The organism is Tateyamaria omphalii (assembly GCF_019802125.1).
Classification (GTDB): Bacteria; Pseudomonadota; Alphaproteobacteria; order Rhodobacterales; family Rhodobacteraceae; genus Tateyamaria; species Tateyamaria omphalii_B.
Map to the genome: position 1 here is coordinate 342,399 of NZ_JAHVHT010000001.1, position 23,393 is coordinate 365,791.

At 62.4% G+C, this 23,393-nt stretch carries 20 protein-coding genes; 9 read left to right on the forward strand and 11 right to left on the reverse strand.

Translation table 11 applies throughout. From position 1 onward, the window contains the following. Positions 1-13: 13 nt before the first annotated feature. The 4 genes from KUV51_RS01760 (at position 14) to KUV51_RS01775 (ending at position 6,174) form a co-directional block, all read left to right on the forward strand. Positions 14-1,549: a hypothetical protein gene (locus KUV51_RS01760; RefSeq protein ID WP_222519901.1), complete on the forward strand. Its 1,536-nt coding sequence runs from the start codon at positions 14-16 to the stop codon at positions 1,547-1,549. Then, a complete protein-coding gene (locus tag KUV51_RS01765) occupies positions 1,546-3,381 on the forward strand; it encodes a glycosyltransferase (protein ID WP_222519902.1) in 1,836 nt (611 codons plus the stop codon). The genes KUV51_RS01760 and KUV51_RS01765 overlap by 4 nt, the downstream gene beginning before the upstream one ends. A 92-nt stretch (positions 3,382-3,473) precedes the next feature. Then, positions 3,474-5,063, forward strand: a complete 1,590-nt coding sequence (locus KUV51_RS01770) for a calcium-binding protein (RefSeq protein ID WP_222519903.1) — start codon at positions 3,474-3,476, stop codon at positions 5,061-5,063. A 67-nt stretch (positions 5,064-5,130) separates the two neighbouring features. Beyond that, positions 5,131-6,174: a hypothetical protein gene (locus tag KUV51_RS01775; protein WP_222519904.1), complete on the forward strand. Its 1,044-nt coding sequence runs from the start codon at positions 5,131-5,133 to the stop codon at positions 6,172-6,174. Positions 6,175-6,204: 30 nt separating this feature from the next. Here the strand turns inward: KUV51_RS01775 and KUV51_RS01780 are convergent, their stop codons facing one another. The 3 genes from KUV51_RS01780 to KUV51_RS01790 form a co-directional block, all read right to left on the reverse strand. Next, positions 6,205-6,630 carry a universal stress protein gene (locus tag KUV51_RS01780; RefSeq protein ID WP_222519905.1) on the reverse strand — a complete coding sequence of 142 codons (426 nt, stop codon included), beginning with the start codon at positions 6,628-6,630 and terminating at the stop codon, positions 6,205-6,207. Between the two features lie 12 nt (positions 6,631-6,642). Then, positions 6,643-9,270 carry a TRAP transporter permease gene (locus KUV51_RS01785; protein ID WP_222519906.1) on the reverse strand — a complete coding sequence of 876 codons (2,628 nt, stop codon included), beginning with the start codon at positions 9,268-9,270 and terminating at the stop codon, positions 6,643-6,645. A gap of 113 nt (positions 9,271-9,383) precedes the next feature. After that, entirely contained in the window at positions 9,384-10,352 is a 969-nt protein-coding gene (locus tag KUV51_RS01790) for a TAXI family TRAP transporter solute-binding subunit (RefSeq protein WP_222519907.1), read from the reverse strand. A gap of 327 nt (positions 10,353-10,679) precedes the next feature. On the opposite strand from KUV51_RS01790, the gene KUV51_RS01795 reads away from it, so the two are divergent. Further along, the gene (locus KUV51_RS01795) at positions 10,680-11,999 is read left to right on the forward strand and encodes an aspartate aminotransferase family protein (protein WP_222519908.1); all 1,320 of its coding nucleotides are present in this window, start codon (positions 10,680-10,682) and stop codon (positions 11,997-11,999) included. 6 nt (positions 12,000-12,005) lie between these two features. Here the strand turns inward: KUV51_RS01795 and KUV51_RS01800 are convergent, their stop codons facing one another. Beyond that, positions 12,006-12,587: a thymidine kinase gene (locus tag KUV51_RS01800; RefSeq protein ID WP_222519909.1), complete on the reverse strand. Its 582-nt coding sequence runs from the start codon at positions 12,585-12,587 to the stop codon at positions 12,006-12,008. A gap of 428 nt (positions 12,588-13,015) precedes the next feature. Between KUV51_RS01800 and KUV51_RS01805 the strand changes: the two genes are divergently transcribed. After that, complete coding sequence (locus tag KUV51_RS01805; RefSeq protein ID WP_222519910.1) at positions 13,016-13,471, forward strand: hypothetical protein; 456 nt, start codon at positions 13,016-13,018, stop codon at positions 13,469-13,471. After that, positions 13,464-14,177, forward strand: a complete 714-nt coding sequence (gene arsH, locus KUV51_RS01810; protein ID WP_315898780.1) for an arsenical resistance protein ArsH — start codon at positions 13,464-13,466, stop codon at positions 14,175-14,177. Before KUV51_RS01805 ends, arsH begins: the two co-directional genes overlap by 8 nt. Positions 14,178-14,182: 5 nt before the next feature. Here the strand turns inward: arsH and KUV51_RS01815 are convergent, their stop codons facing one another. The 3 genes from KUV51_RS01815 to KUV51_RS01825 form a co-directional block, all read right to left on the reverse strand. After that, positions 14,183-14,722, reverse strand: a complete 540-nt coding sequence (locus tag KUV51_RS01815; RefSeq protein ID WP_222519911.1) for a GNAT family N-acetyltransferase — start codon at positions 14,720-14,722, stop codon at positions 14,183-14,185. Positions 14,723-14,747: 25 nt separating this feature from the next. Then, a complete protein-coding gene (locus tag KUV51_RS01820; protein ID WP_222519912.1) occupies positions 14,748-15,005 on the reverse strand; it encodes a YjhX family toxin in 258 nt (85 codons plus the stop codon). A 215-nt stretch (positions 15,006-15,220) separates the two neighbouring features. Next, positions 15,221-16,348: a beta-ketoacyl-ACP synthase III gene (locus KUV51_RS01825; RefSeq protein WP_222519913.1), complete on the reverse strand. Its 1,128-nt coding sequence runs from the start codon at positions 16,346-16,348 to the stop codon at positions 15,221-15,223. Positions 16,349-16,554: 206 nt separating this feature from the next. Here KUV51_RS01825 and otnK point away from each other — a divergent pair, with 206 nt between their 5' ends. Continuing rightward, complete coding sequence (otnK, locus tag KUV51_RS01830; protein WP_222519914.1) at positions 16,555-17,787, forward strand: 3-oxo-tetronate kinase; 1,233 nt, start codon at positions 16,555-16,557, stop codon at positions 17,785-17,787. Further along, positions 17,784-18,434, forward strand: coding sequence for an aldolase (locus tag KUV51_RS01835; RefSeq protein WP_222519915.1), 651 nt, complete (start codon positions 17,784-17,786; stop codon positions 18,432-18,434). The genes otnK and KUV51_RS01835 overlap by 4 nt, the downstream gene beginning before the upstream one ends. Before the next feature lie 18 nt (positions 18,435-18,452). On the opposite strand, the gene KUV51_RS01840 is transcribed toward KUV51_RS01835, so the two are convergent. The 4 genes from KUV51_RS01840 to KUV51_RS01855 form a co-directional block, all read right to left on the reverse strand. Further along, on the reverse strand, positions 18,453-19,505 hold the full coding sequence (locus KUV51_RS01840; protein ID WP_222519916.1) for an ABC transporter ATP-binding protein: 1,053 nt from the start codon (positions 19,503-19,505) through the stop codon (positions 18,453-18,455). 4 nt (positions 19,506-19,509) lie between these two features. Beyond that, entirely contained in the window at positions 19,510-20,775 is a 1,266-nt protein-coding gene (locus tag KUV51_RS01845; protein WP_261385606.1) for an MGH1-like glycoside hydrolase domain-containing protein, read from the reverse strand. Continuing rightward, on the reverse strand, positions 20,772-21,986 hold the full coding sequence (locus tag KUV51_RS01850; protein ID WP_222519917.1) for a carbohydrate ABC transporter permease: 1,215 nt from the start codon (positions 21,984-21,986) through the stop codon (positions 20,772-20,774). The genes KUV51_RS01845 and KUV51_RS01850 overlap by 4 nt, the downstream gene beginning before the upstream one ends. 124 nt (positions 21,987-22,110) lie before the next feature. Continuing rightward, positions 22,111-23,343 (reverse strand): carbohydrate ABC transporter permease, encoded by a 1,233-nt coding sequence (locus KUV51_RS01855; RefSeq protein ID WP_222519918.1) that lies wholly within the window; start codon positions 23,341-23,343, stop codon positions 22,111-22,113. Between the last annotated feature and the right edge of the window lie 50 nt (positions 23,344-23,393).

Below are 23,393 nucleotides of genomic sequence, written 5' to 3' on the forward strand. Positions count from 1 at the left end.
TTGGGTGAACGTGATGCGTATGATCGGCATTGGACTGTTGGCGTTTCTTGTGGCGGGCATGGCCCTGTTCATGTCCACGACAACCGTCGCCGAACGGGCAGGGCAGGCAGCACGCGCGCTGGCTGGAACACCTGAGCTGGTGTTCGAGACGCGCGGTGCGATGGGCGCAGATGGCGCGCATCAGGCCGTGCTTCGGGCCTCCGGGGTCGATGCGCCGGTTATCCTGTCGGGTTTGCCTGCCTATCAAGCCATCACGTTTGATCTGCCACGCGATGCGCGGATCACGTCCGGATACCTCCAAATCGATGCGACGTCTCAGGTGTTGGCGGGTGTGCAAGGGGTGCTGCGCATCTCGATCCGCAACGCCCGCCGGGCCGAGATGTTGCTGCATCCGGGCGCGGCCGCACGGTCCTTGCGCATTCCGCTTTCACCCGCGGATGTGGCGGGGGACCGGCTGGTCGTCTCGTTCTCGTTGCAGGGCACAGCCCCCAACGTGTCCTGTGGTCCAGATGACGGCGTCGCTGCCGTGGTCGAGATCGAGACGACCAGTGCTGTTTTTGCCAACCTCGACCAGCCATTGGTCACTGCGCGAGATCAGATCCGCGCTGCCGGTGGGATGGTGCCTGTTGTATGGCCCTCCAAGCGTGATGAAGCGGCGGAAGCGTTGGTGCTTGCCACGGGCCTCTCCGGCCACGGGCTGGCGCCGGTGATCGTGGAACACGGTCAAGCGTTCGCGACCTCTGAACTGCGCGGTCTCGCCCTTGGACGGTCCAGTGAGGCTGTTGCCGACGCCTGGCCGCGCACCTTGGCGGTACGCGGAGCAAATGCCGGGCTGCGTTGGTTTCATCGCGAGACCACGTGGCGGCACCGTTACGATTTGGGCTCTGGTTCCGATATGCGGGTGGCGGGTGTCCTTGATCTAAAGATGGTGCTTGGCCGTCTGGCGGGTGGGCAATCCTGGCAGCTGACCGTGATGCTGAATGACCGCCTGGCACATCAGGTGAATATCGACGGGGGCGAGACTGCGTTTTCGGCCCGCATTGAATTGCCTGCGGATTTGCAAGAGGCCGCCAACACGCTTGCGATTGTTCTGAACACGACGCGCATCTCCGAGGGGGAGTGCGACCAGGGGCCGATGTTGCTCGCAGAAATGCTGCCCGAGACGCAACTGTTGGCGGGCGCCGACACCTTCAGCGACGAGATGACAGAGATGCAAGCCGCCCTTGCTGCACGTGGCATTGTGGGCGTGGCGTTGATGTCTGATCTGAGTGCTGACGATGCGGAGCGGGCGCGCCGTTTGCTCGCGCGTATCCTGCCGGTCGACATGCAACTGAGCGCTGCTGACGGCGTTGCGCAGGTCATCGTTCTGACCGCCGATGGTCCGACACCGAACCTGAAGAATGTGGGACCGGCCTGGGCCTTTCACGAGGACGGTACATCTTCGGCGCCGACCATCATTCGGCTGGATGCGGACAGTGATCCGCGCGTGGGCGGCGTGTCCGTTCTGATCGCGCCCGAGGGTATCGGTATCGCGGCAGGTGCGTCATGACCGACACCACCGACAATCGCACCCAGATCAACTACATCTCGGTCGACAGCGCGCCCAAGCGGTTCGCTGGACCGGTATCGCCCTGGCGGGGCCCTTGGATGCTGGCGCTGTTTACCGGTCTTGCGGCGGCACAACTGTGGCTCGTGAACACCGAAGCGGCGGCGCATGTCTTTCCCAACCGCGACTACGTCTTTTCCCTGCATGAAGGACGACACGCGATTGCGATCCGGGTCTTTATGGTCTCGTTCTACGTCGCCTTCGCCGCGTTTAGTTCGGCTGGGCACAAGGGTCGCATCCTGTTCGGGCTGGACCTTGTGCTGACCTTCATGGCGGGTTGCGGGATCTTTGACCTCGCCAATGCTGCCGTACATCAGATGATCGGCACGTCTCTGTCCCTGCATTTCAGCGCGATCGCATCCGGCCTTTTTGGCTTTGCCGTCTACTCCTTCAAGCTGCTCGAACGCGGGCTGATGCCTGCGCGCATCCGGATCAAACATGTCCCGGTCCGCCAGCGCCGCGCCCTTGTGCGCCTTGGCTGCACGTTGGCGGTTGCTGCCGCCGTCTCTGTCTGGGTTGGGGGCATGGAGCTGCGGACCGTGGAACTGATGCGCCAGTGGACGCTGCTTGGCGGCATCGGGCCGGGCGTGTTCCTGTTCCTGCCGGTTCTGTTTGGACAGCTTTACTTGCTAGCCATTTACGACGTGCTGGTGGCCCGCAAGGTGCGCTTTACACCCCCGGTGTCGGTCATCGTGCCCGCGCACAACGAATCCTACATCATCAAGGCCACGATCGAAGCGATGGACCGGGCGGCCGCGCACTACGGCGGTGACGTGCACATCCTGATCATGAACAACAACTCCACCGACGATACGGAGGAGATTGCAGCCACGGCCCTTGCCGCATGTACCGCAGCGAAGGGGCGCGTGATCAATGTGCCGAAGCCGGGCAAATCCAACGCGCTCAATGCGGGGCTTGACGCCTGCGAGACCGAATTCCTGATCCGCGTCGATGCCGACACGCTGGTGGGCGAGGACAATTTCAGCCGGGCGCTGCCCTATTTCTCGGACCCTGCCGTGGGTGTTGTCGGAGGCGTGCCCGTCCCGCCGGGTGGAGCCCTGTTCGACAAAGCGCGGCACCTGGAGGTGTTGGTCAAGCACGGCTTCTATTCCGTGGCGATGGGCGCGGTGAACGGTGTTGTCGGTATTCCGGGCATGTTCGTTGTTTACCGCACGGCGCATCCGCGCGATCTGGGCGGCTTTGTCGAAGGCATGAACGGCGAAGACACCGATATCTCGCTGCGCATTGGCGAGCTGGGGTTCCACTCGGTCGTCGATCCGCGCATTCGCTACATTTCCGAGGTGCCGTCATCCTATAGCCACATGCGTGAGCAGCGGATGCGGTGGTTCCGGTCAATCTACCATATCTCTTCACGTTGCCGGGACTTGATCTATCGGCCCACGGGTACGCTGCGCGGCAAGATCATCCTGCCTTACATGCTGATCAACTCGGCGCGTCGCGCGATGCTGGTGCCGTTGATCATCTACGGCGCGCTGGAGTGGGCCACGGGTCTGAACCCCGAAAGCCCTATTGTCTGGCAGTCCATCGTGGCCGTGATGGTCGGTGCGCCAGCATTGGTGGGTGTCGTGGCTTGCGTCCTGAACGGTGTGCCGCGCGCGATCCTGGGGATGTTCGACTACCTGCTGTTCCGCATCCTGCGCGCCTATTTCACCCTCGAATCCATGCTCAGCATCCTTGTCGACACACGTGCCGAGGATCTGGAGCGCGCCATCCGGCTCGACCTTGTGCCGGACAAACCAATCCGGGTGGCCTGAATGTGTCTCTCTCAAACTCTCCAAAGGCATTCAGGCCACCGCGCCGCCACGGCGCACGAAAACATGACACGCAAATCTAGGAGGAACGCGTAATGGTACGGAAAATCTATGGAACGCCCGAAGTGGACACGATCAACGGGGGCGCTGGTCCCGATCACATCCTGGGCAAGGCGGAAGACGACCAGATCAATGGCGGGAACAGCCGCGACAAGGTCTTTGGTCAGGGTGGCGATGACGTCATTCACGGTGCGGCCGGGGGCGACACGCTGCGCGGCGGGCAAGGTGATGACACGATCCACGGTGATCCGGGTCAGGATGTGCTGTTTGGCGGGACTGGCAACGATGTGATGCATGGTGGCGATACGTCCGGCGGATCAGGCACCGGTTCCGGTGGCGGAGGCGTCGACGACCGTCTTTGGGGTGGTGCTGGCCATGACGATATGTCTGGTGGTTCGGGCAATGACCGCCTGTACGGCGGCACCGGTGAGGACACGATGGACGGTGGCCTTGGCGCGGACCGGCTGTTTGGTGCGTCCGAAAACGACCTGATGGCTGGCGGCGGTGGCAATGACACGTTGTCCGGTGGCGAAGGCGATGACAGCCTGACGGGCAGCCAGGGCACCGATCGTCTGTTCGGTGGTGCCGGGCATGATGATCTGAACGGTGGCGTCGGGGCGGATGCCCTGTTTGGCGGTGCGGGTTCGGATGCGCTGATCGGTCTGGCAGGCCATGACCGCCTGTATGGTGCGGATGATGCAGATGAACTGTCGGGTGGTGGCGGAAACGACATCCTGCATGGTGGCAAGGGCGCTGACACGTTGGATGGTGGCGCTGGCGACGACCTGATGTGGGGTGGTGACGATGACGACTCGCTTGAAGGCGGGGCCGGTGACGATCGTCTTGATGGCGGCGAAGGCCATGACGTGCTGTCTGGCGGTGCAGGGGCTGACAGCCTGTATGGGCGGTCGGAGAACGATGCACTCTATGGCGGTGGCGGAAACGACATTCTGCGCGGTGGGGTTGGTGATGACACGCTGGATGGCGGTGATGGAGCCGACCATGTCTTCGGCGGCGACGGATCGGATCAGTTGAGCGGTGGCGGCGGCAACGACCAACTCTATGGTCGGCGCGGCAATGACCTCTTGGATGGTGGCGCCGGCAGCGACGTGTTGCGCGGCGGAAATGGTGCAGACACGGTTCTGGGCGGCAGTGGCGGAGATGATCTGCACGGTGGTGCGGGGGCTGATCTGCTGCAGGGTGGCGCAGGCCGCGACATCCTTGACGGTGCTTGGGGCAATGACACGATTGAAGGTGGCGCCGGGGCCGATACGCTGACCGGCGGTGGCGGCCATGATGTTCTGGACGGTGGCCGGGGCGTCAATGTCCTGACCGGTGGTCAGGGCCATGACGTGTTTGTCTTCCATGAAGACAACAGCTTTTTCCGCGACCAGATCACGGACCTGAACATCTACGGTTCCAACGCCGATGCCATTGATCTGTCCGACTTCAACTTTTCTGATGCGATCACCGACCGCGCGGCCTGGGCAGATGCGCATATGGAACAGCTGGCCGATGGTGACGTCCTGATCCGGCTGTCGGGTGCGCAGAGTATTCTGGTCGAGGATCACGCAAATGTCGGAAGCGGGTTTGCCGATGGCGTTCTGGATGCGTTAATATTCTAGTATGACGTGTGCTGCCGCATTGATGTATGCGGCAGCAGCCCCTGGCTTTCCGGGAAAGGATGATGCGATGAAGACAGTTGTTTTTGCCGTTCTGGTTATGGTTGGTTTGGCTGTTCCTGTCCTGGCGGAAAATGCGAGGACGCAGTTCAACGACCTCAAGTACCTTGAGCAGGTGGACCCGAGCGCCGCTTATGCCGGGATGCTTGAAATGGCGCGCGGCGACTACACCCCGGCCAAGGATCGTGTCGCCTTTTACCTGCGCAACGGGCTCGGGACGGACAAGGATCTCGCCTCTGCACGCCGTTGGTATAAGCAGGCCGTGGCTGATGAGCATCCTTGGTCTTTTGCCAATCTGGCCCGGGTCGAGATCGAGCTGGGGCAGGGCGATGCCGCGCTTGCGGTGTTGCAGGCAGCGGTACAGGAGGATCGTCCCGGAACACGTCTACTGCTTGGCACGGGTCATATTGACGGGCACTTCGGGGTGGCGTCTGATCCGGAGCTTGGCAGGAACATTCTGACCGGGATGGCCGAGCAAGGCGATGCCAAGGCGGCGCATGACCTGATCGCGCGTATCAACTGGAAGCGGCTTCCGGGCCCCGCATCGGACACCGTTGTTGCACTGGTTGAGGAGACGGGTCTTGCCGGAGACGCGCGCCATGCCGAGGCCGCTTTGATCTACCTAAGCGGCCTTGAGGATCAGAGCGAGGCGACGCTTGCCCGCCGCGCGGTGCTCGCTGACGTGTCCGGGATCAGAGAACAGGTTCTGGCCCCCGAACGCATTCGACTTGCCGCGGCCATGCAACCGGCCCAATTCCCATCCCTGATGGAAGAGGTCCTTGGTGAAACTGGACCCGAAACCTACGCACGGGCAGCAAGCACCGCATTCTGGATCGATCAGAACGCTTGGGTGCGCGTGCTGCAAATGGAACTGCGGGAAAAGGGGTATTATGCCGGGCGTATCAATGGCCGCATGACCACGCGAACCATCCGCGCCCAGGCTCGGTTCTGCAGAGACGTCGGTATCTGGGATGTCTGCGCGACCGGCCCGCTGCGCGGCCCAACGGTGCGTGCCGTGGCGGATGCAATTGCGCAGCAAAAGCCGCAGAGCTGACCCGCCTGCGCTGTCCGGTCAGGGCTGACGTCAGCGGACGACAAACACCGATTGTGTCGCGTGCCGCGCGACGCGGGCAGCGTTCGGGCCCATCAGGTAGTCTTTCAATTCGGGCCGGTGTGCGCCGACGATGATCGCATCGACATCCAGCGCCTCGGCGGTGCGGATGATCTGGTCGTAGACCGTGCCCTCGGCCACGTGGACCTTGTAGGTTACATCCTCCGGCACCTTGGCCTTGGCCCAACCATCCAGTTCGGATTGTGCCGCCGCAAGTGCGTTCTTCATGCTGTCGGCAGCCATCGAGGCGCCGACGATGGCCATGCCGGTGTCCGGAACGACATTCAGCAGGTGCAGCGTGGCCCCTTCGGCGCGCGCCATGGAAAAGGCGGCTTCGGCACTGCGGGCCGCACCGTCGGGCGCGTTGACGTCAACGGCAAGGAGGAGCGTTTTGAACATGGTAGGTCTTCCCTAGAACGCAGGTTGCGTGGCGCGGCGGCGTTGGATCAGGACCAGCCCGCCCAACAGCAGGAGGGCGGGGATGAAGAACAGCTCTTTCGGCATCCGCTCGTTTTCGATCTGCACCTGCATGATCTGCACGGGGCTGTCGCCGTAGAAGTCGTATTCGTTGCCGAGGCTTTCGAAGAACGGTGTGCCGGGGAAGGGCTCGTCCATCGCAATCACATCGCCATCGGGTAGGATCGTGAGGCCCTGTGCGTCAAGCGCACCCTCGGCGTCGCCGCTGATTGCGGGCAGCGTGATGGTGGTGGGCCTGAGTTGGCCGGTGTCGAAATCCGGCCCTTCGACGATCACGCGCAGTTCCTGGTCCGTCTCAGCGCTCGCCATAAGCTCGAGAGCGGCGGGGCCGGTGGCGGATTGGTATTTTTCGCTCACTTGATCGAGCAGGTAGTCGGGCCGGAACAGCATGAAGGCAATCACCAGAAGCGCTACCGTTTCCCAGGTTTTGCTTTTGGCGATGAAGTAGCCCTGGGTCGCGGCCGCGAAGAGCAGCATGGCAATGAGCGATATGAAGAAGACGAGGATCGCTTTGCCAAAGCCCACGTCGATCAACAAAAGGTCCGTGTTGAAGATGAAGAGGAAGGGCAGGAGGGCTGTGCGGATGTCGTAGGCGAAGCCCTGGACCCCCGTCTTGATCGGATCGCCGCGGGAGATCGCTGCCGCCGCATAGGCGGCAAGGCCCACCGGTGGCGTGTCATCCGCGAGGATGCCGAAATAGAAGACAAAAAGGTGCACGGCGATGAGCGGGAAGATGTAGCCCGCTGATGCACCGACCGTCAGGATCACCGGTGCCATGAGCGAGGACACGACGATGTAGTTGGCCGTCGTGGGCAGGCCCATGCCGAGGATCAGCGACATGACAGCGACGAGGATCAGCAGGATCCAGATGTTGCCGCCTGCGATGACCTCAACCACTTGGCCAATGACCTGGTGCGCGCCGGTCAGGCTGATCGTGCCCACGATGACGCCCGCAGCACCCGTGGCGACGCCGATGCCGATCATGTTGCGTGCGCCGAGGATCAGCCCCTCGACAAAGTCGCGCCAGCCTGCGGTGGTTGCAGAGGCGAAGGCTTCGCCCCGGAACATCGCTTTGAGCGGGCGGTGGGTGAGGGCCACGATGATCATGAAGATGGTGGCCCAGAAGGCCGAGAGCGACGGCGACAGACGGTCGAGGCTGTCGGTGCGCACCATCAGGTTCCAGACGAGGATGAAGATCGGCAGTGAGAAATAGGCTCCGCCCAGCAGCGTGGGCGTGAGCCGGGGCGCTTCGAGTGGCCCATCGGGGTCGTCCATCGCCACGTCCGGGTAGCGCGAGGCAAAGTAAACGAGGACGAGGTAGAGGAGCGCCACGATGGCGACGGCGCCGTAGACGCTTTCGGTCATGAAGTTGTCGAGCACGTTGCGCAGCCCGATCATCACGAAGGTGCAGGCACCAAGGAAGATGAAGCCTGACAGGAAGAGGATCAGGATCAGGACGGGGCCGATATGGCGACCGGCCTTTTTCAGCCCCTGCATCTGCATTTTCAGCGCTTCGAGGTGCACGATATAGAGGAGCGCGATGTAGGAGATGACCGCCGGGAGGAAGGCGTGTTTGACCACGTCGATATAGGGGATGTTGACGTATTCGACCATCAGGAAGGCCGCGGCCCCCATGACCGGCGGGGTAAGCTGGCCGTTGGTGGAGGAGGCGACTTCGACCGCGCCTGCTTTCTCTGCCGGGAAGCCGATGCGCTTCATCAGCGGGATGGTGAAGGTGCCGGTGGTCACGGTGTTCGAGATTGAGGAGCCCGAGATCATGCCGGTGAGCATGGAGGACAGGACCGACGCCTTGGCTGGGCCGCCGCGCAGGGCGCCCAGAAGGGCGATGGCGACCTTGATGAACCACGATCCGCCGCCAGCGCGGTCAAGGAGTGCACCGAAAAGGACGAAGAGGAAGATCATGGAGGTGGAAACGCCGAGGGCGACGCCGAACACGCCTTCGGTCTGCATCCAATAGTGGCCGAGCGCTTTGGAGAGCGATGCGCCGCCGTAATTCGTGATCTCGCGCGCCCATTCGGAGTAGCCACCGAAGAAGGCGAAGGCCACGAAGGCGGAGGCGATGATGACAAGGGGCAGACCGAGCGAGCGATAGACGGCAATCAGCAGGACGATCATCCCGATCGAGGACATGGTGATGTCGGTCGGGCTCCACAGACCGGGGCGGTCCGCGATCTCGAACCGGAAGACGACGAGGTAGAGGCAGGAACTGACGCCGAGGACGATCAACACCCAGTCATAGAGCGGGATGCGGTCCTTGGGTGAGGACTTGAACAGGGGAAAGGCGAGCGTTGCCAGCATGATGGCAAAGGCCAGGTGCACGAAGCGGGCCTGTGCGACGATATTGGCAAAGATGCCCATGCCGGTGGCCTGGGCCACGATGCCCGGCACCTTGGACGCGATGTAGAGCTGGAACAAGGACCAGACGATGCAGGTGCCGATGATCAGCTTGGCTTGCCACGCGGCGGAGGGGTTGCGCGCGCCGGTATCGGCCTCGGCCACGAGGTCATCGGCGGATTGCGTCACTGTGTTTTGATTGGTCATGGAAATGTCCCCCGTGCGGGCAAAGCGCGGGCGTTATGCGCCCGTCTGCTGGCTATCGTTTTTGAAATGTGAAACGCCCGAAGCGGTGGCTCCGGGCGTTTCGGGACTTGAGTTTAGTTCATCAGGCCCAGTTCTTTATAGGCTTTTTCCGCACCGGGGTGCAGAGGCGCCGACAGACCGTCCTTGACCATTTCGGCTGGATCAAGGTTGGCAAAGGCCGGGTGCAGACCCTTGAAGTCGTCGATGTTCTCCATCACGGCCTTGGCCACGATATACACCGTGTCCTCTGGCACGCTGGCCGAGGTCACGAAGGTGGCACCAACGCCGAAGGTCGTGGTGTCGCCATCCGTTCCTGCGTACATGCCGCCCGGAATGGTCGCCACGCGGTAGAACGGGTTGTCCGCGACCAACTGGTCGATAGGTGCGCCGGTGACGGACACAAGGCGCGCGTCACAGGTCGTGGTCGCTTCCTTGATCGCCGCTGCGGGGTGGCCGATGGTGTAGATCATCGCGTCGATATTGCCGTCGCACAGCTGCTTGGCCATCTCGGAACCCTTGTATTCGGTCGCGAGCGCCAGATCGTCCATGCCGATACCGAAGGCGTCCATGACAACTTCCATCGTGGCGCGCTGACCGGAGCCGGGGTTGCCGACATTCACACGCTTGCCTGCCAGATCCTCGAAGCTTTCGATGCCGCTGTCACCGCGTACTATCAGCGTGAAGGGTTCGGGGTGCACCGACATCACGGCGCGGATGTCAGGGAAGGCGGCGTCGCCCTCAAACTTCGATGTGCCGTTGAACGCATGGTGCTGCCAGTCGGACTGGGCCACACCGAACTCGAGCTCGCCCGCCTTGATCGTGTTGATGTTGTAGACGGAGCCACCGGTCGATTCCACGGCGCAGCGGATGCCGTGTTCCTTGCGGGACTTGTTCACCAGACGGCAGATCGCGCCGCCCGTGGGGTAGTACACGCCGGTCACACCGCCGGTGCCGATCGAGATGAATTCCTGCGCCATGGCGACGGGCGCAGTCATCAGCGCGCCAGCGACAACGGCGGCCCCCAGTTTAAGTTTTGCAAACATTATCAATTTTCTCCCTTATGTTTGGCCGTCTTGCGCGCCGAAGCACGGCGCACGGCTGATCCCTCTACCCTGCGGATCGACGCCGTAAGGTCAACCTTTGCGATAATGAATTAGTGGGCGTGCTGAGCAGATACGGCGGCGGCGAAGCGCTGAGAACCAACGACTTGGCGCGGAATACTTCAATAAATGCTGAGGATGCCCGCATGTATGGGACTTTTCAGGCCGCATGTTTCGCGACATCCTGTGCGCATAGATTGGGCGCGGTCCACGTGACGCGCCGCCCCTGTGGGCGGGGCAGCTCTGGGCCGCAGATTCGGAGCTTTGTCGATGAGCCACGTTTTTCCCCGGAACTCCAAGGCGCCGCCGCCGATGGTGTCGCGCGGTGCGGGTGCGTATCTGTTTGATGCGGGGGGCAAATCCTACCTCAATTGCGGCGATGCGGCTGTGTCGTGCCTGGGCCATGGGGACGCCCACGTGACGGCGGCCATCAAGGCGCAGCTGGATCAGGTGGCCTTTGCCCATACCGGATACTTTACATCCGCCCCGGCCGAGCAACTGGCCGACCGTTTGGTGGCGGCGACGCCAGACGGGCTCGACCGCGTTTACTTCGTATCCGGCGGGTCCGAGGCGATGGAAGCGGCGCTGAAGCTGGCGCGTCAGTATTTCATTGAGATCGGGCAACCTGAACGGTCACATGTTATTGCCCGGCAGCAAAGCTATCACGGCAATACGCTTGGGGCCTTGGCCACGGGCGGCAATGAGGCACGGCGTGCGCCATTTGATCCGCTGTTGATGAAGGTGAGCCATGTGTCGCCCTGCTATGCCTATCGCGGGCAGGCGGACGGCGAGACCGAGGCGCAATATGTGGATCGGTTGATCGACGAGTTGGAGGCCGAGGTACAGGCCGTTGGCCCGGACAAGGTAATGGCTTTTGTCGCGGAGCCGGTCGTCGGTGCGACGTTGGGGGCGGTGCCCGCTGTCGGGGACTATTTTGCGAAGGTCCGCGCGCTGTGTGATCGCCATGGCATCCTGTTGATCTTTGACGAGGTGATGTGCGGCATGGGGCGGACCGGAACGCTCTTTGCGTGCGAGCAGCATGGGGTGTCACCCGACATCTGTGCCATCGCCAAGGGGCTGGGGGCTGGGTATCAGCCCATCGGTGCAATGCTGTGCAGTGCGCGTATCCACGACACCATCCGGGACGGGTCCGGTTTTTTCCAGCATGGGCACACCTATCTGGGCCACCCGGTCGCCTGTGCCGCGGCGTTGGCCGTGGTCGAGCGGTTGCTGGATGACGAGGTGCTGGCCCGCGTCGCGCCCCTGGGCGACGCGCTGCATCAGGCGCTGACAGAGCGGTTCGGGCAGCATCCCCATGTAGGCGATATTCGTGGCGTCGGCCTGTTTCGGGCCATTGAACTCGTTCAGTCGCGCGAAACGAAAGCGCCGTTCGATCCTGCAGACAAGGTGCATGCCCGGCTGAAGGCGGCGGCCTTCGACGAAGGATTGATCTGCTATCCGATGGGCGGGACCATGGACGGCACGCGCGGCGACCACGTGTTGCTGGCGCCGCCGTTCATTCTGCAGGAGAGCGAGGTGGAACTTCTGGCGGACCGGCTGGAGGCGGCCGTGCGCAGGGTGCTGGCCTAGGCCCGGTTACAGATCGCCCACCGCGTCCCGCCAGTGCCGTCGGCACAGCGAGACATAGGTTTCATTGCCCCCGATCTGCACCTGTGCGCCGTCTGTGATGGCGTTGCCCTCGGCATCCTGCCGGATGACCATCGTGGCCTTGCGCCCGCAGTGGCAGATGGTGCGCACTTCGCGCATCTCGTCAGCAAGGGCCAGCAGAGTGGCTGAGCCGGGAAAAAGCTTGCCGCGGAAATCGACCCGCAGGCCGTAGCACATGACGGGGATTTTCAGGTCATCCACGACGCGGGCCAGTTGCCACACTTGGTCTTCGGTCAGGAATTGCGCTTCGTCCACGAAGACGCACACGATTGCGCCCTCTGCCTGTCGGGTTGTGACCTTGACCAACAGGTCATCGCGTGACGTGAACGTGTCGGCGTCCGCGCCGATACCGATGCGCGAGGCGATGCGCCCGTGGCCCGCCCGATCGTCAAAGGACGCGGTCATCAGGTAGGGCACCATGCCCCGTTCGCGGTAGTTGTGCGCCGCCTGCAAAAGCACCGTCGATTTGCCCGCGTTCATCGTCGAATAATGGAAATAGAGCTTGGCCATGGCGCGTGCTTAGTGCGGGCCTGTGCAGGGGGCAAGGGCAGTGTGCCGGGCGGGTGCAGAGGGGTGCGCGTGGTCTTGTCGCCTGCGTCGTTATCCGTCTCTGCACCGCTTCGGCACATGATCAACAGGGACACGGCGATGGGTGCATATGCGCCCGATTTGGGGTTTCGCCTGCCCCGATACTCAAAAAACCTCCGACGGATCCGCCGCACCTGCTGCCGGTCGCCCGGCCTGTCGCCCCCACGGGACAGAGGATGCAGCGGAGCCCACCCGGACCCGGCAGTTGGGGCCGCCGGATACATGAAACGTCCCGAACACTGTTGGGACGCTTTACAAATGACATTTGCCGGGTACGTGATTAATGGGAAAAGACAGACCCGTTTCCCCGCACTCAAGGGGCGTGGGCCTGCGAAACTGGGGGTGGGTGAATGACTGTAAGCAGCTATCTGAAAAAGCATACTGAATCGCTGGTCAAGGATGTGGGGATCGAACCTGCCTGCGCGCTGACCGGCAAGTCCAAGGCGACGCTTGGCCGCTATTATTCGGACAACCCCGAACATGCCGACCGGTTCATGCCCATCGATGCCGTGATCGCGTTGGAAGAGGCGGCGAGCTATCCGCATGTGACCAGTGCGCTGGCCGAGTTGCAGGGCATCACCCTCAGCCACGATGACCGTCGTCCGAACGAAGCGCGGTCGGGCGGGGTGAATTCCGACGTCATCGCGCTCAGCCAGCGCTTTGCCATGCTCATGACCGAGTATCAGCAATCCATCGAGGACGGTGTGATCACCGTGAACGAGGCCAAGCGGTTGCTGAAAGAGACGACCTTGCTGCAACAGGTGCTCATCGACATGAAGCTGCATCTGGAGGAAGAGAGTGGCTGAGGATCTCCCCGCGCTCGTGATCGACGCGCTGCCGCAGATCGATGTGGAGGCGCTGAAGGCCCCGGACGATCCGGGCCACCCGCCGCGTATCCTGTTGCTCTATGGCTCGCTGCGCGACGTGAGCTATTCACGCCGCGCCGCAGAGGAGAGCGCGCGCATTCTGCGCCATCTGGGGTGCGAGACGCGGATGTATGACCCTTCCGGGCTGCCTCTGGTTGGCGATGCGGACGATGACCACCCCAAGGTGGCCGAGTTGCGCGAGCTGGCCACATGGTCAGAGGGCATGGTCTGGTCCAGCCCGGAACGCCACGGCGCCATGACAGGTCTCATGAAGACACAGATTGATTGGCTGCCCCTGTCGCTCAAGGGCGGCATCCGGCCCACGCAGGGCAAGACGCTGGCCGTCATGCAGGTGTCGGGCGGGTCGCAAAGTTTCAACGCCGTCAACCAGATGCGCATTCTGGGCCGCTGGATGCGGATGGTCACGATCCCGAACCAGTCGAGCATCGCCAAGGCGTGGCTGGAGTTTCAGGACGGGCGGCTGCCCGAGGGGCCATTCTACCGCCGCGTCGTGGATGTGATGGAAGAGCTGGTGAAATTCACGTGGATGGTGCGCGGGCGGAAGGACTACCTTGTCGACCGCTATTCCGAGCGCGTGGAAAGCGTCGAGGACGTGCATAAGCGCGTGTCGTTGAAGAAGGTCTAGCGACGCTACCAGTACGCCGGGTTGTTCAAGGCCTTGACGCAGTGCGATGGCCCGTGAAGCGGATCGAACGGGCTGTCTGTCAGCGATTGTCCCAACCATCCTTCCGGATGGGAGAGGGGCAGGGGTGCCTGTGCGATTTCTTCCGTGATCTGCTGGAAGCCGACCTTGGAGTAATAGTTCGGATCGCCATAGGTCAGCACCACGTCCGCTCCGGCATGTCTCAAATCATCAAGCCCATGGCGCAGCAAACGCTGCCCCACACCTTTGCCTTGGTGATCCGGGGCGACGGCAACGGGCGACAGGATGAAAACACTGCGCGGATCCTGGGGGTAGGTCACGCGGGTGAAGATGATGGCGCCGATCAAAGCTCCGTCATCCCGTACGCAGACGACGCGCATATGCGCGTCGTCCCATGTGGCGAACATGTCCGAGACAAGTTTTGCGATCATTTGCCCCTCCGCCGCGCCCTCGGACGCGGCAAAGGTCTCTGTGAAAAGCGCAATGATCTCGGCCTTATGGCCGCTGTGTCGGGTTGTGAAGTCCATGATGTGATCCTTTCAAAATGCCGCGCTATCGCTGGTTCAGCTCTGCGCGCACGGCCTTGATCCCGGCGCGGGAGGCCCGATAGGGCCGCCCACTATGCGAATGGATGAAACGCCGCTTCTTGAGACGTGTGAAAACCGCCATCGTACAGTCCGACAGGACGTGGCCGTTGCGGGTGTAGCAGGTGATGTCACGTATCTTGCCGTTCTCGCCGCGCACGTAGTGGATGGAACCACCCAGGGCGAGTTCGTGCAAAACACGTTGTTCGTGTTTCGAGATGTTCAACGGATTGCCTTTATGTCATGCAAGCAACAAAACAGGATCACTCAGCGGTCGCGTGAGTGTCCTTTTTGTGACGTGTTCCCGATGCGTGGTGCAGGGAACGGGCTAGCCCCGGGGCTCTTGCATAAAATCTCCGATGCAGCAGGCGGATGCCGTGTGCTGCATGTCATCTAAGCCGTGCACGCACGGCGAACAAGTGGTGGGTGCGCAGGTGCGGATCAGCCGTGTCTTTCGACCAACACCGACCCGACGGAATAGCCCGCACCAAAGGAACAGATGATGCCCTTGTCGCCGTCCTGCAGGTCGTCGGAGTATTTGGAAAAGGCGATGATTGACCCGGCAGAGGACGTGTTGGCATAGTCCTGCAGGATGTTGGGCTGCTCCCCCGGCTCCGGTGTGCGGCCCAGCACCTTTTTCCCGATGAAATCGTTCATGGTCTTGTTGGCCTGGTGCAGCCAGAGCCGCTTCAGGTCCGCCGCCTCCACCCCTTCGTCGCCCATGTGATCGGCGATGTGCTTGCTGACCATCGGCAGCACTTCTTTGAACACCTTGCGCCCGTTCTGCATGAACTGCATGTCCCGGCGGTCCTTCATCCCGTCGGGGCGCGAGCGGCGCAGATAGCCGTTGTTGTTGCGGATGTTGTTGGAAAAGGCGGTGCCGCAGCGGGTCGACTTGATCTCGAAATACGCGCCCTTCGCGTCTTCCACCCGTTCGATCAGGGTGGCGGTGGCCACGTCACCAAAGATGAAGTGACAGTCGCGGTCGCGCCATTCGAGGTGGGCGGAACAGATTTCCGGGTTCACGACGAGGGCCGCGCGGATGGAGCCGGAGCGGACCATGTCGGCAGCCGCCTGAATGCCGAAGGTGGCCGAGGAACAGGCCACGTTCATATCGAATGCAAAGCCGTCGATGCCGAGCAGTTCCTGAATTTCAATGGCGACCGCAGGATAGGCGCGTTCGAGGTTCGACGCCGCACAGATCACCGCATCGACATCCGCCGCCGTCTTGCCCGCCTGTTCCAGCGCTTTCTTGGCCGCGTTTACGGCCATTTCGGCCATGATCGACGGCTCTTCATCGCTGCGCTGGCGCAGAAGCGGGTGCATGACCTTGGGGTCCAGAATGCCCGACTTGTCCATGACAAAACGGCTTTCGATGCCGGAGGCTTTGACGATGAACTCTTCGGAGGAATGGTCCTTGGCGGCCACATCCCCCGACGCAATCGCATCGGCGTGTTCCGCGTTGTAGAGGTCGGCATAGGCATTGAAGGCCTCGACCAGTTCGGCGTTGGAAATGGACTGCTCTGGCGTGAACACGCCCGTGCCGGTGATCGCTGGAGTGAAGGCCAAGGCGCGCCCCTTTCAGGCTTGTCGATGTTTGCGCAAACCTACAGGGGCTGCACAGGTCTTCGCAAGGGGGTGCGCCGCAGCGGAAATGCCAAAGTTTCAAGACCGTAACAAACCGGGAAATTCCGAAATTTCGCGGGTTTGACTGCACTGCTTGCCAATCCGGGCGCGCGGATGCTTTGGTGCGCGCAAATACAGGGAGAGCCGCTTTGAAACTGGGATGTATCGGGGACGATTTTACCGGGTCGAGTGATCTGGCCAACACGCTCGCCAAGGAAGGGATGCGCGTGACGCAGTACACCGGCGTGCCTTCCGTCGATGCCGATCCGTCGGTCGAGGCGGGTGTGGTCGCGCTCAAGTCCCGGTCGATTGATCCTGGCGAGGCTGTGGCGAAGTCGCTTGAGGCGTTAGCGTGGCTCAAGGCGCAGGGGTGCACGCAGTTTTTCTTCAAATATTGTTCCACCTTCGACTCGACGCCTGAGGGTAACATTGGTCCTGTTGCGGATGCTTTGGCCGAAGCTTTAGATGCCCATCAAGTGATTGTCTGCCCGGCATTTCCGGGCACAGGGCGGTCGGTGTACCAAGGGCATTTGTTCGTGAATGACGTTCTGCTCAGCGAGAGCGGGATGCAGAACCACCCGCTGACGCCGATGACCGACCCCGACTTGCGCCGCTGGCTGGCGCCGCAGACGCGGCACGAGGTGGGCCATGTGGGTGCGGCATCGGTTTTTGCCGGGGCGGAGGCGATCCGCTCGGCCTTGCAGGCGGCGCAGGATGCAGGCAAGCGGCATATCGTCGTCGACGCGATCCGGGACGAGGATTTGCGTGCGATCGGGGCTGCGGCTGAGGACCTTTCACTGGTCACCGGCGGGTCGGGCGTCGCGCTGGGTCTGCCCGCGAATTTCGGGTGCGTAGCAGGGGCTGTGCCGTGGACGGGGCAGACGGGTCGGGCGGTGGCGCTGTCGGGCTCCTGTTCCATCGCCACGCGCGCGCAGGTGGCGCGTCATGCGGCGCAGCATCCGGCGCGCGAGGTTGTCGCGGCGGATGTGATCGAAGGGCGGTTGACGGCTGGGGAAGCTGCGACTTGGGCCTTGGCTCAGGATGGCGTGCCGTTGCTCTATTCCTCTGCCGATCCGGATGTCGTGCGGCAGGTGCAGCATCAGTTCGGGCGCGAGGCGTCGGCATCGGCGCTTGAAGGGTTCTTTGCAGATTTTGCCCGCGCCGTGCGTGATGGCGGAGCAACACGGATTATAACAGCCGGAGGCGAGACGTCGGGTGCGGTGATCGAAGGTTTGGGTCTCGATACCCTTGAGATAGGCCCAGAGATCGATCCGGGCGTACCCGCTTTGCGCGCCGGACCCGATCTGGTTGTCGCCCTAAAATCCGGGAACTTCGGGGCCGAGGACTTCTTTGAAAAGGCAAACACGGTGCTGGCGGGATGAGTGCGGAAAGCGCGCTGCGCGAACAAATCTGCCTTCTGGCCAAGTCGCTCTTTGATCGCGGGCTGACCCATGGCTCCACTGGAAATATCTCGGCCCGGACCGAGGATGGCGGGCTGCTTGTCTCGCCCACTGGCACGAGTTTTGGCCGTCTTGATCCTGGGCGGCTCAGCCGGTTCGATCCGCAAGGCAAGCATGTGGCGGGGGACAAACCGACCAAGGAAATGCCGCTGCACACAGCCTTCTACGACACGCGCAGCACGGCAGGTGCGGTGGTGCACCTGCATTCCTGCCACTCGGTCGCCCTGTCGATGTTGCCGGACACGGATGCAGACAACTTCCTGCCGCCGCTGACACCCTACGGGATCATGAAGCTTGGAAAGGTGCAGCTTCTGCCGTTCTTCCTGCCCGGCGATCGGGCCATGGGAGAGGCAGTGCGCGGTCTGGCGGGCAAGCGGTCCGCGGTGATGCTGGCCAATCATGGACCCGTGGTTGCGGGCAAGGATGTCGAGGCCGCTTGCAACGCGATTGAGGAGCTTGAGGACACCGCGCGGTTGGCGCTAATGACGCGCAGCATGGGCGCGCAGGGGCTGACGGAAGATCAGGTGCGCGCCGTGGTCACGAAGTTCGACGTGGAATGGGACGATTGAACGATACCTTGGTGCGGCTTACGCCTTTATCGTTTTCCCATCCGCATCAAAGAAATGCGTCCGTGCCGCGTCAAAGCTGAGCCCTACCACATCCCCGACCTGCAGGTCCGCATCGCCAGAAATCCGCACGTTGATTTGCCCGGCAGCACCACAGTCGAGCAGCACGAATGTGTCGGCGCCCAGATACTCGATCACGTCAACCGTCCCGTCGCACTGGCCCGCTCCGGCGGCATCCACAGTGATGTGCTCCGGTCGAATACCCATCTGCGTCGCGCCATCCGCCACCGGATACGGTCCCGTCCGGCCTCCGGGCACGGTGTAGCTGCCACCCGACGCCGAGCAGGCAAAGACATTCATCTTGGGGCTCCCGATGAACTGCGCCACGAAGACGTTGCCGGGGTGGTTGTAGAGTTCACGCGGGGTGCCCACCTGGATGATCTGCCCCGCATCCAGCACCACGATCCGGTCGGCCAGCGTCATCGCTTCCACCTGATCGTGCGTGACATAGATCATCGTGGCCGACAGCGCCTGGTGCAGTTTGGAAATCTCGTACCGCATCTCGACCCGCAGCGCGGCGTCAAGGTTCGAGAGCGGCTCGTCAAACAGGAACGCAGTCGGCTCGCGCACGATAGACCGGCCAATCGCGACCCGCTGGCGCTGGCCCCCCGACAGGTCCTTGGGCCGCCGATCCAGATACTGATCCAGCTTCAGCGTGGCGGCTGCCGCATCTACCTTCTCCGTTATCTCCGCCTTTGGCGCGCCCGCCGTTTTCAACGAGAACCCCATATTGTCGCGCACCGACATGTGCGGGTAGAGCGCGTAGGATTGAAACACCATCGACAAGCCCCGCTTGGATGGCGGCTGGTCGGTCACGTCCTGCCCGTCGATGTCCAGCGACCCGCGGCTGATGTCCTCGAGGCCACCAATCATGCGTAGCAAAGTGGATTTGCCGCAGCCGGATGGGCCAACAAACACGATGAACTCGCCATCGTTTATGGCAAGGTCCACGCCCTTGATCACCTGCACCTCGCCATACCATTTCTCGACGGCGTTCAGTGTAATCGCGCCCATCAGTTCAGGCTCCTTGACGTGAGGGAGAGGCCCAGGCCAGCCAAACAGCCGCCGTCCAGGTGAAGGTGCCACCACCGGCGGGTGATCCGTCGCGCGGGTCGAAATATTCCGCAAACCCGTGCTCTGCGATCAGGTCGCCTGTGCTGCGGCGCACGTCTTCGCCCTGCGGCAGACCCATCTCGGTCAGGCCCATCCCGATCATCATGTTCATCATGCCCCAGACCGGCCCGCGCCAGTACCGTTTGCCGTCAAAGCGGTGGTCATCCGGGCTGAGCGAGGGCACGCCATATTTGGTCAGGGCCCGCACCTCCGCCAGCCGTGTGTGCATGTCCGGCGCGTCGATACCGGCATACCAGCACAGGAAAGAGGCGTTCGAGATTGAGCCGGCCCAGCTGCCGCCCACGACATCGCGGCTGTCAAAACAGCCAAGCGCCGGGTTCCAGAGGGTCTGCGCGCCCGCTTCAAGCCGCGCCACCCATCCCTCGAGTTCGGTCACGGGTTCCCCCAACATCTGTCCGAGCATGATCAGATCACGGGTCGCGCGCAGGAGGATAAAGGTCATGGTCGGGTCAGCCACGCGAAAGGGGGTGTTTTCAAGCATCGCGGCCTCGTCCCAGCCCAGTCGCGCCCCGCGTTGGACCAGCCAGATGTAACGGTCGTAGTCGTATTTTGTGGGCCGCATGGAGCTGTCCACATGGGTGGTGTCGCGGCGGGTGTAGTCTCCCACACCGTCGGGCGTGATCGCGGCCATGGCCGCGTCCCAATCCGGGGCGTTGTCACGCCCGGCCTCCCAAGGGTGCGTGACGCACACGGCGCCGTCGTCCAGACGCCAGTCCATGAACCAACGGTGCCACGCCAACATTTTGGGGTAGAGCGCGGCCATGCGGGTGCGTCCGGCATCGGGGTCTTTGTCCAGCACCAGCCGCGCCATGGTCGCGGCCACAGGCGGTTGGCTGATGCCGGAGGACGGGATCGGTCCCGTGCCTTGCCAGACGTCATGGTTCGGGAAATACCCGTCATCTGGCACGTGGAACAGGATATGCGGCACCATGCCGTTGTCCCATTGGCCGGAAAACAGCGTCTCGATCTCTGCCCATGCGCGGTCGATGTCAAATTCGGCAAAGCCCACGGCGGCAAAGGCGCTGTCCCAATTCCACTGGTAGGGATAAAGGCCCGAGGTCGGGATCGTGTAGCCCCCCCGGTCGTTGCGCTTGAGGATCGCGCGCGCCTCTTCGTCGCGCATGTCGGTCGATGTTATGTCTCGCATCATCCCTTCACTGACCCGGCGGTCAGCCCTTTCGTCATGAACCGCTCCAGCCCCAGGAACAGGGCCATGATCGGCAAGGTCGCGATCACTGCACCCGCCATCAGGTGCTGGCGTGGAATTTCAGAAGAGTTCAGCATGGCGACGCCGCGCGTCAGCGTGAATTTTGACGGATCGTCCAGCAGCATGAAGGCCAGCAGGAACTCGTTCCAGGCGATCATGAAGACGTAGAGAGACACCGACACCATCGCGGGCAGCGACAGGGGCAGGGTGATTTTCCAGATCACCTGCAGGCGGCTGAGGCCGTCCATCAGCCCTGCTTCCTCGACCTCACCCGGCAGGCCGCGGAAATAACCTTGCAGCATGTAAAGCGCCACGGGGATGGTGGTGACCGGATAAATCATCAACAGCCCCGGAATGGTGTTGCGCAGGCCCGTCATGGAAAATGCGATGTAAATGGGCAGCGCCAGCACGATCATCGGCACCATGTAGATCAGCAGGATCGACCGTGAGAACGCGGCCCGCCCCCGAAAGCGCAGCCGGGCCACGGCGTAAGCACCGGGGACGCTGAACAGCAGCGTGATCAGCACTGTCAGCACCGAGACGTAAAAGCTCGTCCACAGATAGCTGCCGAAGTTGAATTGCCCGAACAGCTCGGCGTAGCTGCGAAACAGATCCCAGCCCCTGCTGAGTTCGATCGAGAAATCCAGCGGATTGCGCAGAAGCGCCTGCTGCGACTTCAGGCTGGTCATCACCATGACATAGAAGGGGATCAGCACGACGGCGGTGAAGACGATGTAGCCGAAACCGGTGAGGAACCGGATCACCGCGTCTTCGAACGCATGGCGGCTCATGGCACCGGGGTGCGCCTCGACCAGCATGATGTTAAGAGGCCAGATCATGAACAGGCCAAAGGACAGCGCTGCCATTACCTGCCAGAACACCGGCACGCCCTCACCGAACAGGATCGGTGAAAGTGGCGTGAACATCAGCACAACCGATAACAGGATGACACCGCCCGCAAGCATCCGAGCATCGCGCAGGTAGACAGCAGCCAAGCCACCGCCCAGCCCGAGGACCAGACACCCCAGCGACCCGGGCCGGAAGCCAAGACCGGACGCAAAGGACAATGTGACGGACACCGTGATCGCAATGATAAAGGCCCAGAACAGCCCGATCAGCCCTCCGGTCACAGCACCTTGACGCAACATGCTCATGGCCGTGCCCCTTCATTGTTCGTCAAATATGCCGGGGTGAATTGGCCGTCAGGCCAAGAGGGGCAGCGCCCCTGCACCCCGCCCGCCGCAGGCGAGACGCAAACTTGTTTTGCGGCATCCACCCTCACAGTCCTTCCTCCTGGCTGATGTATTTGAAGAAGAAAAAACTGAAGAGCAAAAGCGTGGCAAAGATCACCACCGCCACCGCAGCACCAGCGCCGATATTCGAGATGGCAAAGGCCTGTTCGTACACGTTCACGGTCAGCGTGCGCGTACCCGCATTGCCCCCGGTCAGCAGGAAAATGTCGTCGAACTTGTTGAAAGTCCAGATAAAGCGCAACAGGAACAGGACCGACAGGATGCCCAGAAGCATCGGCAGCGACAGATACCAGAATTTCTGGAACGGCGAGGCGCCGTCCATGTCGGCCGCCTCGTACATGTCCGTGTCGATGGACTGCATACGGGCCAGAATGAACAGGAAGGACAGCGGGAAATACCGCCATATCTCGAATACCGTGACCATGATCAGGGCGAGGGGCCGCTGCCCGAAGAAGTTGATGGGGCTGTCGGTCACGCCCATCTGGATCAAGAGTGCATTCAGCGAGCCTGAGAAGGGATCGAGTAGAGTCACCCAAGTAAAGGCCACGGCGATGATGGGAGACACATAGGGAAACAGATAAAGGCCCCTTAGCACACCCTTGCCGCGGAACGACTTATTGAGCAGCAGTGCCGCAAACAGCCCGACGACAAGCGCGCCAATCGTGCCAAAGACCGTGTAGAACGTCGTGGCCCAAAGCACGGACCAGAACTCGTCCCCGTCAAAGATGCGGGCGAAATTGTCGAGCGTGAACTCGGAATTCGTCAGGATGTTGTCGCCGGTGCCATAACCCGACGGCGCGCTGCCCTCGACGATCTCTTCCAGCGTGTCCGAGTCACCGTCCAACGTGACGGGGATGCGAATACGTTCGTTGAAGCCGCCTTCCACATCGCCAAAAGTACAGCGCAGCAGACCCCCGTCGACCGCGCACTCCTCAGGCAGCGCCCCTAGCGTCACACCATCATGCAGCGTGTCGGTGAACCCCATCCCGACAATCTCTTTCTGCTGGGACGAATTGCGCACCCGGTACTCGATCACCATCGCGCCCGATCGCTCGCGCAGGCTCTCGCGGACCACTGGGGCCACGGGGCGCAGATCGGCAAGGCCCACAGGCTTGAAGCTGATCCAGAAGATCGCCAGCAGCGGCAGCACAATCACCAGGCTCACGATGGCGATGGTGGGCAGCAGCAGCGACCAGGCCAGCCGTGCCTCGCGGCGTTCAAGCGCACCACGGGTGCTCGGTGGGGTAGGGTGGGTCATTGGGAACTCGGGAGCGGGGGAAGAGAGAGGGCAGGCGCAGCCGCCCTCTC